This is a genomic window from Nonomuraea harbinensis (genome assembly GCF_019396385.1).
GTDB lineage: Bacteria > Actinomycetota > Actinomycetes > Streptosporangiales > Streptosporangiaceae > Nonomuraea > Nonomuraea ferruginea.
Window position 1 is genome coordinate 62,485 of record NZ_JAHKRN010000028.1, and the last position, 14,005, is coordinate 76,489.

At 65.8% G+C, this 14,005-nt stretch carries 16 protein-coding genes and 1 pseudogene; 7 read left to right on the top strand and 10 right to left on the bottom strand.

Annotated elements, in window-relative coordinates:
• Window positions 1-218 precede the first annotated feature (218 nt).
• The 3 genes from KME79_RS26540 to KME79_RS26550 form a co-directional block, all read right to left on the bottom strand.
• A complete protein-coding gene (locus tag KME79_RS26540) occupies window positions 219-722 on the bottom strand; it encodes a S1 RNA-binding domain-containing protein (protein ID WP_219546809.1) in 504 nt (167 codons plus the stop codon).
• Window positions 723-777: 55 nt separating this feature from the next.
• Window positions 778-1,509 carry a GntR family transcriptional regulator gene (locus KME79_RS26545; protein ID WP_246640477.1) on the bottom strand — a complete coding sequence of 244 codons (732 nt, stop codon included), beginning with the start codon at window positions 1,507-1,509 and terminating at the stop codon, window positions 778-780.
• A gap of 246 nt (window positions 1,510-1,755) precedes the next feature.
• Window positions 1,756-2,037 (bottom strand): hypothetical protein, encoded by a 282-nt coding sequence (locus KME79_RS26550; RefSeq protein ID WP_219546811.1) that lies wholly within the window; start codon window positions 2,035-2,037, stop codon window positions 1,756-1,758.
• 393 nt (window positions 2,038-2,430) lie between these two features.
• Here KME79_RS26550 and KME79_RS26555 point away from each other — a divergent pair.
• From KME79_RS26555 to KME79_RS26565, 3 genes and pseudogenes are all read left to right on the top strand, one after another.
• Window positions 2,431-3,771 (top strand): annotated as a pseudogene (locus tag KME79_RS26555) (NsdA family TPR-like regulatory protein); the annotation flags it as partial.
• The gene (locus KME79_RS26560; protein WP_219546812.1) at window positions 3,768-4,301 is read left to right on the top strand and encodes a flavoprotein; all 534 of its coding nucleotides are present in this window, start codon (window positions 3,768-3,770) and stop codon (window positions 4,299-4,301) included. The pseudogene KME79_RS26555 and the gene KME79_RS26560, both read left to right, overlap by 4 nt.
• A gap of 314 nt (window positions 4,302-4,615) precedes the next feature.
• Window positions 4,616-4,972, top strand: a complete 357-nt coding sequence (locus KME79_RS26565) for a hypothetical protein (protein ID WP_219546813.1) — start codon at window positions 4,616-4,618, stop codon at window positions 4,970-4,972.
• Between the two features lie 663 nt (window positions 4,973-5,635).
• Here the strand turns inward: KME79_RS26565 and KME79_RS26570 are convergent.
• The 3 genes from KME79_RS26570 to KME79_RS26580 all read right to left on the bottom strand — a co-directional run bounded on the left by KME79_RS26570 (window position 5,636) and on the right by KME79_RS26580 (window position 8,624).
• Window positions 5,636-6,892 carry a DEAD/DEAH box helicase gene (locus KME79_RS26570; RefSeq protein ID WP_372452472.1) on the bottom strand — a complete coding sequence of 419 codons (1,257 nt, stop codon included), beginning with the start codon at window positions 6,890-6,892 and terminating at the stop codon, window positions 5,636-5,638.
• 535 nt (window positions 6,893-7,427) lie between these two features.
• Window positions 7,428-7,634: a cold-shock protein gene (locus KME79_RS26575; RefSeq protein WP_219546849.1), complete on the bottom strand. Its 207-nt coding sequence runs from the start codon at window positions 7,632-7,634 to the stop codon at window positions 7,428-7,430.
• Between the two features lie 603 nt (window positions 7,635-8,237).
• The gene (locus KME79_RS26580; protein WP_219546814.1) at window positions 8,238-8,624 is read right to left on the bottom strand and encodes a hypothetical protein; all 387 of its coding nucleotides are present in this window, start codon (window positions 8,622-8,624) and stop codon (window positions 8,238-8,240) included.
• Window positions 8,625-8,896: 272 nt separating this feature from the next.
• Here KME79_RS26580 and KME79_RS26585 point away from each other — a divergent pair, with 272 nt between their 5' ends.
• Both KME79_RS26585 and KME79_RS26590 read left to right on the top strand, forming a co-directional pair.
• The gene (locus tag KME79_RS26585) at window positions 8,897-9,175 is read left to right on the top strand and encodes a hypothetical protein (protein ID WP_219546815.1); all 279 of its coding nucleotides are present in this window, start codon (window positions 8,897-8,899) and stop codon (window positions 9,173-9,175) included.
• A gap of 136 nt (window positions 9,176-9,311) precedes the next feature.
• Window positions 9,312-9,668, top strand: a complete 357-nt coding sequence (locus KME79_RS26590) for a helix-turn-helix domain-containing protein (RefSeq protein WP_219546816.1) — start codon at window positions 9,312-9,314, stop codon at window positions 9,666-9,668.
• Window positions 9,669-9,686: 18 nt separating this feature from the next.
• On the opposite strand, the gene KME79_RS26595 is transcribed toward KME79_RS26590, so the two are convergent.
• Both KME79_RS26595 and KME79_RS26600 read right to left on the bottom strand, forming a co-directional pair.
• Complete coding sequence (locus KME79_RS26595; RefSeq protein ID WP_219546817.1) at window positions 9,687-10,277, bottom strand: ClpP family protease; 591 nt, start codon at window positions 10,275-10,277, stop codon at window positions 9,687-9,689.
• Window positions 10,274-10,900: a ClpP family protease gene (locus tag KME79_RS26600; RefSeq protein ID WP_219546818.1), complete on the bottom strand. Its 627-nt coding sequence runs from the start codon at window positions 10,898-10,900 to the stop codon at window positions 10,274-10,276. Before KME79_RS26600 ends, KME79_RS26595 begins: the two co-directional genes overlap by 4 nt.
• A 200-nt stretch (window positions 10,901-11,100) precedes the next feature.
• Here KME79_RS26600 and KME79_RS26605 point away from each other — a divergent pair, with 200 nt between their 5' ends.
• On the top strand, window positions 11,101-11,607 hold the full coding sequence (locus KME79_RS26605) for a hypothetical protein (RefSeq protein ID WP_219546819.1): 507 nt from the start codon (window positions 11,101-11,103) through the stop codon (window positions 11,605-11,607).
• 212 nt (window positions 11,608-11,819) lie between these two features.
• Here KME79_RS26605 and KME79_RS26610 read toward each other — a convergent pair whose 3' ends face one another.
• Window positions 11,820-12,470 carry a class I SAM-dependent methyltransferase gene (locus KME79_RS26610; protein ID WP_148035884.1) on the bottom strand — a complete coding sequence of 217 codons (651 nt, stop codon included), beginning with the start codon at window positions 12,468-12,470 and terminating at the stop codon, window positions 11,820-11,822.
• Window positions 12,471-12,531: 61 nt separating this feature from the next.
• Here KME79_RS26610 and KME79_RS26615 point away from each other — a divergent pair, with 61 nt between their 5' ends.
• On the top strand, window positions 12,532-13,170 hold the full coding sequence (locus KME79_RS26615; protein ID WP_219546820.1) for a TetR/AcrR family transcriptional regulator: 639 nt from the start codon (window positions 12,532-12,534) through the stop codon (window positions 13,168-13,170).
• Here KME79_RS26615 and KME79_RS26620 read toward each other — a convergent pair.
• On the bottom strand, window positions 13,058-13,969 hold the full coding sequence (locus KME79_RS26620; protein WP_219546821.1) for an aminoglycoside phosphotransferase family protein: 912 nt from the start codon (window positions 13,967-13,969) through the stop codon (window positions 13,058-13,060). The two genes, KME79_RS26615 and KME79_RS26620, sit on opposite strands and share 113 nt — an antisense overlap.
• Window positions 13,970-14,005 lie beyond the last annotated feature (36 nt).

Here is a 14,005-nt window from a genome sequence, read left to right on the forward strand (position 1 = left end):
ATGGCTCCTTTCTTGGATGACAGTCACTTGACCTGTCAAGTGATGCTCCGAGAGTAGGTCGCTCAAACTTGCTGCGTCAAGTGACTTGCCGAAAAGTCGAAACGAAGAGGTGGAAGGCGGTGCAAATTTCTCTCATTTGCCCGCTTTTCCCTTTATGGGAACGCTAAACAAGTAGACAAGAACGCCGCTGCCAGGGCCATTGTGAGGAGTTGCCCTTGCTAGGCCAGCGTCAGTCTTAGGCGATGATGGAGAAGATTAATATCGGAGAGGCGAACCGTTAGTTCCTCGCCCTCGGTCAATACCCGACCGTCCGAGAATTCCGAGATGTGGACAAGCCCTTCGAGGCCATCGACCACCTTGACGAAGACGCCGAACGGAACAACCTTGGTCACCGGGCCAGTGATCACCTCGCCCAGTCGTGTCCTCGCGATCTCCACCAACGGGTCATCTTGCAGAGCCTTGAGCGACAGACTCACCTGCTCACGTTCGAGATCCACATGCAGGACCATGCCGACGACCTCTTGGCCGATCCGGACGATCTCACCGGTGTCCTCAAACCGCCGCCACGACAGCTCGGCCACGTTCACAAAACCTTCGGCGCCGTCGAGGTCGACGAACACACCAAACCGCTCGATGGATCGCACCAGGCCCCGACGAACCTGCCCTTGCTCAAAGGCATGGAAAAGCGTTTCAGTCGTCTCGGCTTTTTCCTCGGTACCCATTGCCGGTAGACACTACGATCCGAGCTAGCGCAACGACAAGGCCGGACGCGAGAGCTCATGTGACCGGGTAGGCGTCCTCAAGTTCGTGCCGGTCAGCGGGAAGCAGCACCTCAACCACGACCAGCGGCCGGCTGGAAGCGTCCCGGACCGCCCCGAACACGGCCAGGAGCGGCACGTTCTTCGGCATGCCGAGTTGCTTGGCCTCCTGGCCGGTGGGCATGCGCGCGGTGATCTGCTCCACGATGTGATCGAAGCGCACCCCCTTGCGCGACGTCAGATGCTCACGGATGCCCTCCCGCAACGGCTCACCACTGGTCAAGTCCGTGCCCTCCGACAACTCCAAGGGCAACCACAACGACACCAGCTCAGTCGGCTCACCGTCACCGGCCACCAGGCGCCGACGCAGGAACGCCCTGCTCTTGGACGGCATCTCCAACAGCGACGCCACCCGGTTGGACGGTGTCACCGCGCCCGCCTCCACCAGCTCACCGGGAGTATCGGTCTCCGGGTTGGCCAGGTACGCCTGTCCGGGCCGGTTGGACTCCATCGACGCCATCGCGGGACGGCCACGTACGAAACGGCCCTTGCCCTGCTGGGAGTCGATCCAGCCCTGCTCACGCAGCACCCGCAGCGCGGCGACCACGGTAGGCCGGGACACACTGAACTCTTTGATGAGCTGGTGTTCACTGGGCAGGAGGGAGCCCGGTGGGTACGTTCCCGACTCGATACGCCGCTGAAGGGCCTGCACAAGCTGCGCATACTTCGGCGGTACGGACTCAAGTGACATTTTGACCGTCCAACACCCGACAGGTTGTTTTACCAAGTCTGAGCGTAACCTGGATCAGTCCGCTCCGTCCACGCATTCCGCTGACGTGCGGGAAGAAGGCCCGGCAGGCAGTCGCGGAGGAACGGGGGCGACCCTCCATGGGCATGGACTCGACCACCTGCCGGGCGATGAGACGCGACGAGGCTGGGAAGGACCGCCCCGTACCCCTCCGAACGGGGACTGGCGCCACCTCGCCGCGCCGGCCTCTTACTTGGCGGCGCACTCCGCCAAGACGCTCGCCGCCCCCTCCACATCCCCGACCGGATGCCGCTTCTCGGCGCTCTGCCAGGAGAAGTACGCACCGCCGTACCCGACGAACACCCACACCGGCAGCCCCGGATCGGGTCGGCGCACGATGAGCGCACTGTTGTCCGGCAGCAACTCGGCCTCGACGCCGAGGCTCGTGAGTCGCTCGCGCAACTGGGCCAGGGCGCGCCCGTCCCTCTGCTGCCCGAGCCCGTTCGTGGCCGCCAGCATGATCGGATTCATCTCTCGTTCCTTTCGGCCTGGCCTTCGCCGAGGCAGTCGAGACACTTACGCTCCTCGATCTCTTCCGCCCCCTCTCCGCCAGTGCCGATCAGGAGGGCGCGGCACGAGCCTTTGAGCTTGTAACCGCGTCCCCGGCACGCCGGGCAGGGGCCTGTCTCGCAGTTCTTCTCTGGCCGGGTCACCGTCGCCATCTCCTCGCGAGTCGTTTCCGGTACTCCCTACGGCGGAAGTCCGCTGCACTTACCTTGTTGATTGATGGCAAGTCCACCGGCAAAGCAGAATGAGGGGACCCGCCGATAGGCCCCCCTCTTAACCCCTTTTCGATCTTCGCTCGGAAAGAAGGCCAGAAATGCCCGAAGCGACACCAAATAAGCGACTTCGGACTGGCGTCAGAATGCCGGTTTGACCCGAGCCGAAATGGCCAAAATGGTCAACCTCAGCAAGAGCGGAATCAAGCACGCCCTGACCTGCGACGAGGAACGCATACGCCGCTGGGAAGCAGGCGAGGTCACATGGCCCCGCGAGCCCTACCGGCTGGCACTGGCCGAGGTCACCCACCTCGACCCGGAAGACCTGGGCTTCACCCCCACCAAACGCGCACGTACGCTCACAAAGACCTCCACAATGGTCGACAGCGTCACAAAAGCACCAAGCGTTGTGGATCTCGTCGGACCAGGAGAGGACGAGACGGACGTGCGACGCCGTGAATTCGTCGGCCTGACCGGAGCAGCACTCTTCAGCGCCGTACTCGCCCCACAGGGAACCACCCGAACCGCGGACCTCGATCTCGAAAAGATCGCCGCCACACTCGTCGACTACTCCACCCCGCCAGACGACCCCATCAACCTCGCATCCCTTGCCGACGCCGTCTCGGCCGCCAAACGCAACTACCAAGCGTGCCGGTACGCCCAGGTGACCGCCAAACTGCCCACCCTCCTGCGCAAGCTCCGCGCCGCCTGCACATCCCTGCACGGCGATGACCGGCTACGAGCCCACGCCCTGGCCGCCGAGGCATACCACGTGACCGCCTCCATCTTGCTCAAACAGGAGGACAAGGGCCTCGCCTGGCTCGCCGCAGACCGCAGCGTCCAAGCCGCACACGCCAGTCAGAGCCCGCTCATGATCGGATCCAGCTCCCGCATCATCACCCACGCCCTCATGGACGGCGGCCACCACCTCGCCGCCACCGACACCGCACGCGGCGCAGCCCAACGCATGGACGCCGATCTCTCCGCACCCTCCCCGGACGACCTGTCCATCTACGGATCACTGCTGCTGCGTGGAGCCATCGCCGCCGCCAGCACCGGCAACCGCCACAACACCGCCGAACTCCTCGACGAAGCCGCCGAAGCAGGAACAAGACTCGGCCACGACGCCAACCACATGTGGACCGCATTCGGTCCCAACAACGTCCTGTGCCACCGCGTGAATGTCGCCCTGCGCTTCGGCGACGCCGGCACCGCCATCGACTACGCCCGCCAGGTCGAGCTGGGCCAACTCCCGATCAACGAACGCAAGGCCACCCTGCTCCTCGACACCTCCCGCGCCTTCCTCATGCGCAACCAGCACGACAAAGCCCTGCACATCCTGCGCGCCGCAGGCGAGATCGCCCCCGAAGAAGTCACCGGCCGCCCCACAGCTCTCCGGCTCGTACGTGACATCCTGGCAACCGCCCCGATCAGCGTCCGCCGCGAAGCCCGCGAATACGCGGCAACCCTGGGAGTCAACGCGTGACCCAACCCGGCAAGGTCCTCTACATCATCGTCTGCGCCGCAGGACCCGCCCCCGACGTCGGCCGCCTCGTCACCCTCGCCCAAGACGCCGGCTGGACCGTCCAGATCATCGCCACCCCGCCCGCACTCGACTTCATCGACGTTGCCGAACTGGAGAAGCAGACCGGCCGGCCTGTCCGCAGCCAGTACCGCAAACCCGACGAACCGAAGTCACCCCGTGCCGACGCCATCATCGTCGCGCCAGCCACCTACAACACGATCAACAAGTTCGCCCAAGGCATCGCCGATACCTACGCGCTCGGGCTGCTGTCCGAAGCCCCCGGCCTCGGCATCCCCGTCGTCATCCTGCCCTTCGTCAACACCGCCCTGGCCTCACGCACCCCCTTCCAACGCAGCATCGACCAGCTCCGCGCCGAAGGCGTACACGTACTACTCGGCCCCGGCCAGTTCGAACCCCACCCACCAAGCTCCGGCGCCGAACGCATCGACACCTACCCCTGGGCACTTGCACTGGAAAACTTGCCGAATTGATCTCTTAGGTATCAAGCGGCGGCGCGGCGCGCCGCCGTACCCCGGCCCTCCGCCCGCCCGCCGTCCGGGCATGCGGCCTGGGGGCCGGTCCCGGACGGCGGCGGGACACCGGGCCGGGCACCGCACGCCGGCCCGCCGCACTTCCCGAACGCGCCGACCGGGGTTGCCACACCGCCGCACAGATGCAGCCCGACGATCGCCACAGCATGGCTGGACACCGTACGTGCTCGGGGGCGATCGACGATCCAGGGTTCGTTCCTCACCCTGGCTCACCGAGCAGCGTGGTTGATCTCTTGGAGGGCACGATGAGCGGCATGCCGAAGAATCCGCCTGAGTCGATGAAACGTCACTTGCGTCAGCGCCTAAACGACCACGCTCGTTCGCGCTGGCAGTTGTCCGGGATCGACGTGCGTTTCCGTGGCGGATTCGCTTATGTCGAAGCTCGCATGCACGGCGGTGCCTATGCGCCGTTGTGCCGCCTGCGCTTTGACGGCCTCCTGGACACCTGGGGCTTCGCAATCTACCTTCCTGGCGGGGGCACCTACCAGGACAGCCTCCTGCCCAGCGGCTACCCTTCAGGCTCACCCGAGGAAGCCCTCGACTGTGCGTGCGCCTTCCATTTTGCTGACCCTGATGCTCACACCACGCCCCCACCGCTCTCAACCAACTAAAGCGGTGCAGCGATAGGCAGGAAGGCCCGATTCACAGGGCCTAACCTCTCACGGGGTGTCCGGCGGACCGTGCAATTTCTTGCTGCAGAGGCATCCGAATAGTGTCGACGATCGCGTGACTTTTTGAGTATTGACAGCGGATCACCGGGGTCGCGCACCACAGTCTTCCAACTGGTGATCACGCGTGGAGCAGGATGTGCTGATCAAGTGCGTCGCAGCAGACATCGAAGCCGCTGTGTCGGGGGCATTCGACCTCGCCGGACCGTGAGCAGTAGTAGATGTCCGAGCAACCGCAGTCAGAGAACTCAGGCAGAGGATCGGGAAGGCTGTTCATGATCGTGGGCATGCGTTGAGGATCCCACGTCGCGAGGAAGAAGCGGGATGGCCGCCGGGCCATTAGCGGGCCCTTAAGGGCGGTCAACGGCGGTCAGTCACGGTCACTCCCGGAGAACCTGCTACCCAGCTCACAGCTCGTACGGCCCACAATCGGGCCGATTTGCAAGCAGGAAGTCAGGAGTTCGAATCTCCTAGGTTCCACCGCATGTCGAAGGCCACATCCCGTGACCGGGAAGTGGCCTTTTCGATCTAGTGTAGCTGCAGACTGCAGCTACACTCGCTGATCGACGTCTTCGAGGTCCTGTTCCGCCGGGCGGTGATCCACCGCTACCTGAATCGGCGGCCGTTCCGTCCCGCCCGACGATCTGCAACCGGTGTGGTGATGGTCACGGGGATCCCTGAGGGAGCCTGGGCGCCCGTGATACGTGCTAGTTCGGCCTCGCCCGAACGGACCTGGCTGGTCTGCGGGACGATACCGGCGTCGGCCATCAGGCGGGTCATGTCACGGCGCTGGTTGGGCAGGACGAGGGTGACGACGCTGCCGGACTCGCCGGCGCGGGCGGTGCGGCCGCCGCGGTGCAGGTAGTCCTTGTGGTCGTTGGGCGGGTCGACGTTGACGACGAGGTCGAGGTTGTCGACGTGGATACCGCGGGCCGCGACGTTGGTCGCCACCAGCACCGTGATGTGGCCGGTCTTGAACTGGGCGAGGGTGCGGGTGCGCTGGGGCTGGGACTTGCCCCCGTGTAGCGCGGCGGCGCGTACGCCGCTGTTCAGTAGCTTTTCGGTGAGCCGATCCACGGCGTGCTTGGTGTCCAGGAACATGATCACCCGGCCGTCGCGAGCAGCGATCTCCACAGTGGTGGCCTGCTTGTCGGCGCCTTGGACGTGCAGCACGTGGTGCTCCATCGTGGTGACCGCGCCCGCCGAGGGGTCAACCGAATGGACCACCGGGTCCGTCAGGTAGCGGCGTACCAATAGGTCGACGTTGCGGTCCAGAGTGGCGGAGAACAGCATCCGCTGGCCCCCGGGACGCACCTGGTCGAGCAGGTGGGTGATCTGAGGCATGAAGCCCATGTCGGCCATCTGGTCGGCCTCGTCCAGCACGGTGATGCCGACCTGATCCAGGCGGCAGTCGCCGCGCTCGATGAGATCCCTGAGCCGTCCCGGGGTCGCAACGACGACCTCGGCACCACCACGCAGCGCATTGGCCTGCCGGCCGATCGACATACCGCCGACGACGGTGGCCAGCCGCAGCTTCAGTGACCGGGCGTACGGGGTGAGCGCGTCGGTGACCTGTTGGGCCAACTCCCGCGTAGGAACGAGGATCAGAGCCAGCGGCTGCCGGGATTCGGCACGCTGGCCGGAAGTACGGGCGAGCAGGGCCAGGCCGAAGGCGAGTGTCTTGCCTGACCCCGTGCGGCCCCGCCCAAGGACATCCCGGCCGGCCAGGGAGTTCGGCAGCGTGGCCGCCTGGATCGGGAACGGTTCATTCATACCCTGGCTGGTGAGCGTCTTCATCAGCGCGGGCGGCATGTCGAGTTCAGCGAATGTCGCGGCTGCGGGCAGGGCCGGGGTGACGGTCACCGGCAGTGCGAACTCCCTTTGAGGAGCGGCGGGACGCCGCCCGTAACCACTGGAACGGCTGGGGGCGCCTGAACGGCCCCGAGCGGGCGAGCCGAATCGGTCACCCTTGCCGGCGTTGGCAGAGCTGCCCGTGCGGGTGGGGGAGTAGCGGCCGTGCGTGCGAGTTGCATGGTTCATGCAGAACCTTCCTCGATGCGGCACGTGTCAAGTGATTCTCGGCGCGATGAGCGCACAAAGAACAGCGAGCACGAGCCGAAGAAAAGACGAGCCGGGCCGGCGGAAAACAGCCTGGCCTCGTGCGTCGAAATGGTCGGCATTCGCCGGAAAGAACGGCGGCTGCGATGCCGGTCAGAGGGCTGGAGCGGACTTATGCCCGAACCGGGGCCATTAGTGGTCCATCCGGTGTGCGGCAGAAGAACAGACATGCTGTCCTGCGCGGCTTGGTGAGGCCGTCACGGCACGTTGGGTACCACAAAAGCAACGCGGTGGGGCCCACACCCTACGGCGCGGGCCCCAGCTGCGTGGTGCGTCAGTGTCAGGCGGGAACGATGTTCTCCGCCTGCGGCCCCTTCTGGCCCTGGGTGACATCGAAGGTCACCTTCTGGCCATCGCGCAGCTCGCGGTAGCCGCCCTGAGAGACGATGTTGGAGTAGTGCGCGAAGACGTCGGCGCCGCCGCCGTCCTGCTCGATGAAGCCGAAGCCCTTTTCCGCGTTGAACCACTTCACGGTGCCAGAAGCCATGTTGATCTCCTTTTGATAGGTGCAAAGCCGAAATCCGCATTGGACGAACTCCGCGTCGCCGCGATAGGCCCACACCCGGAGGACACCGGAAAACATAAAATGCACCTGAGGCTACATACCGTCAGGTGCACACAAGTTCTTATGGGTACCACAACTGCAACTGGATTCAACCTAGCACACGTTCAGTCGTGCTGCGCATCCCCGCCGCCGTTGCGCCTGAACATCCAGGGCAGTGACCCGAGTACCAGCGAGGCGGTCGTGCAAGGTGCGCGCGGCCGGGGTCGGCCACCGACCACAGACCGTCCACCAGGAGCACGAACAGCCCGCACCGTGGCGCACAGCCGGGGACGGGGAAGATGAGCGCGCGAACCCGCCCAGCTTGCCGAGGAACACGAACGCGTCCTCTTCTGGCTCGACATACGACGCGAGATGTTCGGAGAGCGCCGAAACGTTCACTACCGGGATGCCGACTGTACGGCGACCGGTCTTGGACTTGACCGGGCACAGGCGCATCTCCCCGCCGTCCAGCTCGATGAGCTGTTCCCGGACCCGGACCGGCCGCCGCGGATAGTGCCTCCGGTGGGGCGCTCCGGCTCCAGATGATCAGGCGGGAGCGCGTGGCTCGGGCGGGAATTCACTGCTCAGCAAGCCGTGGAAGATCGAGTTCGGACTGTATTTTGATCGTTCCTCTACGCCAAGACATAGGTAACTCGCGATGACGTGGCCCGAGAAGTCATCGCCGCTCACGATGAATGTCACGCCCGACGCTCCACTGTCCTCTCCGACAGCGACTACGAGCCCGTTCATCCTGGTCGGAAGGTTGATCAGGTGGACGACCTGGAAGAGCACTTCGACATGGGGCGTGTCAGGCTCGAACTCCGACCGCACGACGAGGCCACTGTGCGTGGGCACATAGCTCCAGAGGCGGAAGCGGCGGTCCGGGAAGGCAAGAGGAAGCGCGAGCTCGCCGGGGTAGCAGACTTTGCTCACGGCAGGAGCCCACCACGGCCGGACCCGCATAGCAAGCGATCTCAGCTAAGGGCCGGTTTCGTGCGGAAGCCGCGTGGGTGGAGAGGATGGAAGAGCCGCTTCTGTGGAGTGTCGGCCACGGCCTCTCGGCCAGCGGATCCGTTCCAGCAGGAACATCACCGGCTCGCACAACACGGAAATGACTACTCCCATCGCGATCACTACCAGTGCGACAACGCGACGGATCCGGCTCACTCCGTCAATCTACGCCTCGGACGGATACCGGCTCCAGGATGATGCTCGCCCCGGGAGGTTCCGTCCAGCGGGTCCGATCGGTCGTGCAGTTCCTCCACTGCACCGTCTCATCGGCTGGCGGCGGCTTGATGTTCGCCTTCATCCCCCACTTCGACAGGCGGATCTTTCCCTTGCCGAACCCCACGACGCCGCGGACCGGTTCGACGGAAGACCAACTGCCGACCATGAACATCCGGGAATGCTCCCCCATGGCCGGGGACGAACTGGCGCTGGATGGGGTCGGCCGGATCCACCTTGGCGTCGGCGTGAGCGGCTGACCTGTGGTCAACGTGCATACGACCACAGACAGAACCGCCGCGTGATTCGTTGTCGGCCGGACGGGAGGAGACGGGGACGATTCCGCTCTGCGCGGATCAGGCCGACTTCGAACGCGGCACCTGTCTAAGGTGAGGCATGGCCCCTTCCATCCCGCCGCTACGTTCAGCGATCGATCGGACCAACTTCAAGCCGTCTCCGGAGCGCGAGCCGCTGTGGCGGCACGTGCTCGGTGAGTGTCTCAGAGGGCTTCGTCACGAGCGGGGCGAGAAGTTGAGCGAGACGGCACGTCGCGCCGGGGTCTCGCCTCAGTATCTCTCCGAGATGGAACGAGGCGTCAAAGAGCCGTCGAGTGAAATGATCGCCGCGGTCGCCGGCGCGCTGGACGTGACCCTGGTCGATCTGACCCTCGCCGTTGCCGAGAGCTTGCGTTCTGCTCAGAACAGCACGTCGAGAGGTGCTACCTGCTCGGCGGCGTATGCCCTGGCCGCGTAGCGTGGGTCATCCACCGGCCTATGAACGCTCCTCGATGATCTGATCGAGGAGCCCGTACTCCAAGGCAGCGGTCGCGGTGAACACGCGATCGTGATCGGTGTCGGCGCGTAGGGTCTCGATCGTCTGGCCGGTGTGCCGCGACAGTATGCGCTCGATGTCCGCTCGGACACGGACGACCTCGTCAGCCTGCAAGATGAGATCGGGGATCGTGCCGCGTCCCTGAGCGGCTGGTTGGTGCAGGATCACTCGTGCGTGCGGGAGAGCGGCACGTTTTCCTTCGGCGCCCGCGGCAAGTAGGACGGCACCCACCGCGACGGCCTGTCCGACGCAGGTGGTCGAAACCCGGGGGCGGATATGACGCATGGTGTCATATATTGCGAGCATCGCGCTCGGATCCCCGCCTTCGCAGTTGATATAGAACTGTATTTCGGCATCGGGGTTGTCCGACTCGAGAAATATCAGCTGGGCGATGAGAGCGTTGGCGACGCCTGCGTCGATCGCGGTGCCCAGATAGATGATCCGCTCGGTGAGCAGGTGCGAGTAGACATCCATGATGCGCTCGCCACGAGAATTCTGCGTGATGACATTGGGAATCGTATACGTGCTCACTGGCCGCCTCCTTCGGTCACGTCGAATCCGAGCCGTGGGCGATTGCGCGGCGCGATTTCGTCGAAATTTTGCACGATCGCATCTATGAAGCCGTAGTCCAGTGCCTCTCGCGCCGTGTACCAGCGATCGTGCAGAGAATCCTCGAATATGCGCTCGACGGACTGCCCCGTGTCCTCGGCGATGAGGCCGAGCACCGTGTCGCGAGTATGCCGAAGGTCGCCGGCCTGCAGTTCGATGTCGACTGCGGTGCCACCGATTCCCGCCGAGCCCTGGTGCATCAGGACACGTGCGTGTGGCAGGGCGCGACGCTTCCCTCGGGCGCCCGATGACAGCAAGAACTGCCCGGCGCTGTAAGCGATGCCCAGCACGAGGGTCGACACGTCACAGGGAATGAGTCGAATGATGTCGCGGATCGCGAGCATCGAGGGAACCGACCCACCCGGCGAGTGAATCCACAATGCGATGTCCGCCGAGGCGTCCTGCGTCGCGAGCGCTATCAGTTGCGTGGCCAGCAGTGTCCCGTTGTCGTCATCGAGAGGGCCGTCGAGAACGAGCACGCGCTGGTCGTAGAGCTCGCGTCTGACCCGCGAATTGAACAGTGGAAGATTCGATTCTCCGCTCATGAGCCCATCATGTGAGGCGATCCGGACCGAGGTCGACACGATCCGCTTGGGGCAGATCTGCTCTGAGCAGCGGGACTCGAGTTCCGGTCCGTGTTCTTAGGCCACCTACCGTGATCGGGAAGTGGCCTTTTCAATCTTGTGCAGCTGCAAAGTACGGCTGAGGTGGCGCAGAGGCGAGCACGTCCACGATCATGGTGCGCGTGGCGGTGCTCAGGTTATTGGCAGTCGGTCTCATCAGCGGCGGCGTCATGACGATCCCGTTCCTGTGGGCTCAGCGTGGCAGCGACTTCGAGCACGTCCGTCTCTCGGCCCTGATAGGCCTGAACTTGGGGCAGCTCGTGACCGTCCCGCTCGGGTTGCTGATCGGCATCGTGCTTGTCGCGATGCGGTCGTGGACGCGCCCTCCCGGCTACGTGCTGGCTGCGGCCACGATCGTGTTCGGTGTGGTTGTAGCGACGCAGGCGTGGGCCATGGCGGACTGGGCCGAAGGCCGACCTGCCGGGATCGGCGATCCAGACGGAGAGGTAGGCCTCGGGGGGCTGAACGCTCTCGCGGGTGGGTTCACGGTCCTCCTGGGCGTCTCCATCGCCTTGATTCGGTGGTCTGGTTGGGAGCCGGAGGCGGCTTCGGCGCGTCAGACGTCCGCACGCAGGGCGCGACGGAGGAGGCGTAAGTCATCGGCCCACGTCAAGGGCCATTCCCCATGATCGGGGAACGGGCCTCATTCACCTTCGTCGGCGCGGGATGCCGCTACGAGTCCAGATGATTACCAAGCTTTTTGAGCGTTCGGCGCGACTCTTCGGATGAGACGCGCAGTCGCGACTCCACTCCAGGTCAAAGGCCACCTCCCACGATCGGGAAGGGGCCTTTTCGGCACAGTCGTGACGCCGCCGACGATGGAACCGGCGACCAGATACCGCTAGGCGTCGCGGCGCAGGGTGAACCAGAAGGTCGGGACCGAGTTGGTGCCCGGTGTGACGTCGATTACCTCCCAGCCGGTGAACCTGGCGTGGAGTTCGTCGGCGGTGACGCCCGCCGCCCACGACGTGACCTCGGTGGTCGGATTGCCGAGCGGCTCGGGGCCGTACCCGAACATCAGCAACTGTGCCCCGGGAGCGGCGCGGTCGGTGAGCCCGGCGGCGTAGGCGTCGCGGCGGTGGAGTGGGATCCCGCAGTAGCAGCTCAGGTCGAAGAACAGGTCGAAGGGGCCGGGCGCGTCCAGCTCGTCGAGGCGGGTGGCGTCTCCGTGCAGCAGTCGCACCGCCACCCCAGCCGCCTCGGCCTTCTCCCGGGCCTGGTCGACGGCGCTGTCGATCAGGTCGACGGCCGTCACCTCCCAGCCGTGCCGGGCGAGGTAGATGGCGTTGGTCCCCGTGCCGCAGCCGAGTTCGAGGGCGCGGCCGGGCGGCGGTGCGCCGTGCCCCTCTACCAGGGCCACCAGCTCGGGGGGCGTCACGCCGGTGTCCCACGGCGGCTTGCCCGCACGGTAGTAGCCCTCCAGCGCGCGATGGACGGACTCCTCCTCCTGGTCTCGCAGTGTCGAGGTCGGGCCCGGCTTGGGGTGGTTCATCGTCTCCTCCAAGAAGCTAGAGTCAAACTCTAGTGTTGGTCTCTAAAGTTATACTCGCACTATGGAAAGAGTCAATCGGCCCGACAAGCGAGCCGAGCGCTCACGGCGCACCCGGGCGAAGGTCATCGAGGCGGCTCGCGAGCTGTTCGTCGCGCAGGGGTACGGGGCGACGAGCCTTCAGGAGGTCGCGGACCGGGCGGGCGTGGCCGTCCAGACGGTCTACTTCGTCTTCCGCAACAAGCGCACGCTGTTCAAGGACGTGGTGGACACGTCCATCGCCGGGGACACCCAGCCTGTCGCCATCATGGATCGTGAGTGGTTCCGCGCCGCCTGCGCCGAGCCCACCGCGGCGGGGCAGCTGCGCGCGCACATCCGCGGCACTCACGAGATCCTGGGCCGGGTGGCCCCGATCATGCCGCTGATCGCGGCCGCCGCGGCCACCGACCCTGAGATCGCCGCGCAGTGGCCGGACGGCCCCGACCCGCGTTACACCGTGCAGCACGCGGCGGCCGAGGCCCTGGCCGGCAAGCCCGACGCCCGGCCCGGCCTCTCTGTCGAGATGGCGGCTGACCTGCTGTTCGGCCTGCTCAGCCCGCAGCTCTACCTGATCTTCGTCCGCGACCGCGGCTGGTCGCCGGACACGTGGGAAGAGTGGGCCCGCACCGCTCTGACCTCCCAGCTCTGCGCCGACCCAGGGTGAAGCGGGCGGCCCAGCCGCGTCCCCGGGTCCAGGTGGCGTCGTCCACGTCGAGCGCGGCGCGGAAGGCGGCCCGGCTGCCGGCCGACATCAGGGTGAAGGCGATCATCAGATCACAGGCCGGATCGCCGATGCCGAGCCCGCCGAAGTCGATCACCGCGCTGAGACGGCCGTCGACGGTCAGCAGGTTGCCGGTGTGGAAGTCGCCGTGGAACCAGACCGGAGGGCGGTCCCATCCGGGAGCGTTCACGGCGGCGTTCCACAGTTCGGTCATGGCGGTGGCGTCGAACACGCCGCCGACCTCGGCGATGGCGGCTCGCGTCGCGCGATCCCGGTCCACCAACGGCCGGCCCTGGAGGCTTTCAGGGGTCGCCAGGGCTTGGATGTCCTCGGGCGCGAACTGTCGCAGGGCTGCCAGGAATTCCGCCAGTCGGACGGCGGCCGTGGACGAGTCCGCCAGTGCCTCGACGGTCGCCACCTCGCCCTCCAGCCAAGAGGACACCGCCCACCGCCACGGATAGCCGAAGCCGGGCTCACCCACGCCCACCGGCACCGGGATGGCCAGGGGTGGTCGCGGGGCGAGCCGGGGCAGCCACTCGAGCTCCTTCTCGGCCTGTCCGATGGCGCCGCTGTGGCGGGGCAACCGGACGGACAGCTGCTCGCCCAGCCGGTAGATCACATGGTCCGAGCCGGCCGGATCCAGCAGTTCCAGCGGCAACGCGGCCCACTGCGGGAACTGCGTATCGACCAGCTTCCTGACCAGCGCGGCATCGATCGTGGGGCGGGTGTCCGTCGTTCTCACGGCTGCCGAGAACTCCTGCGATCGGCCCGCTCCGTG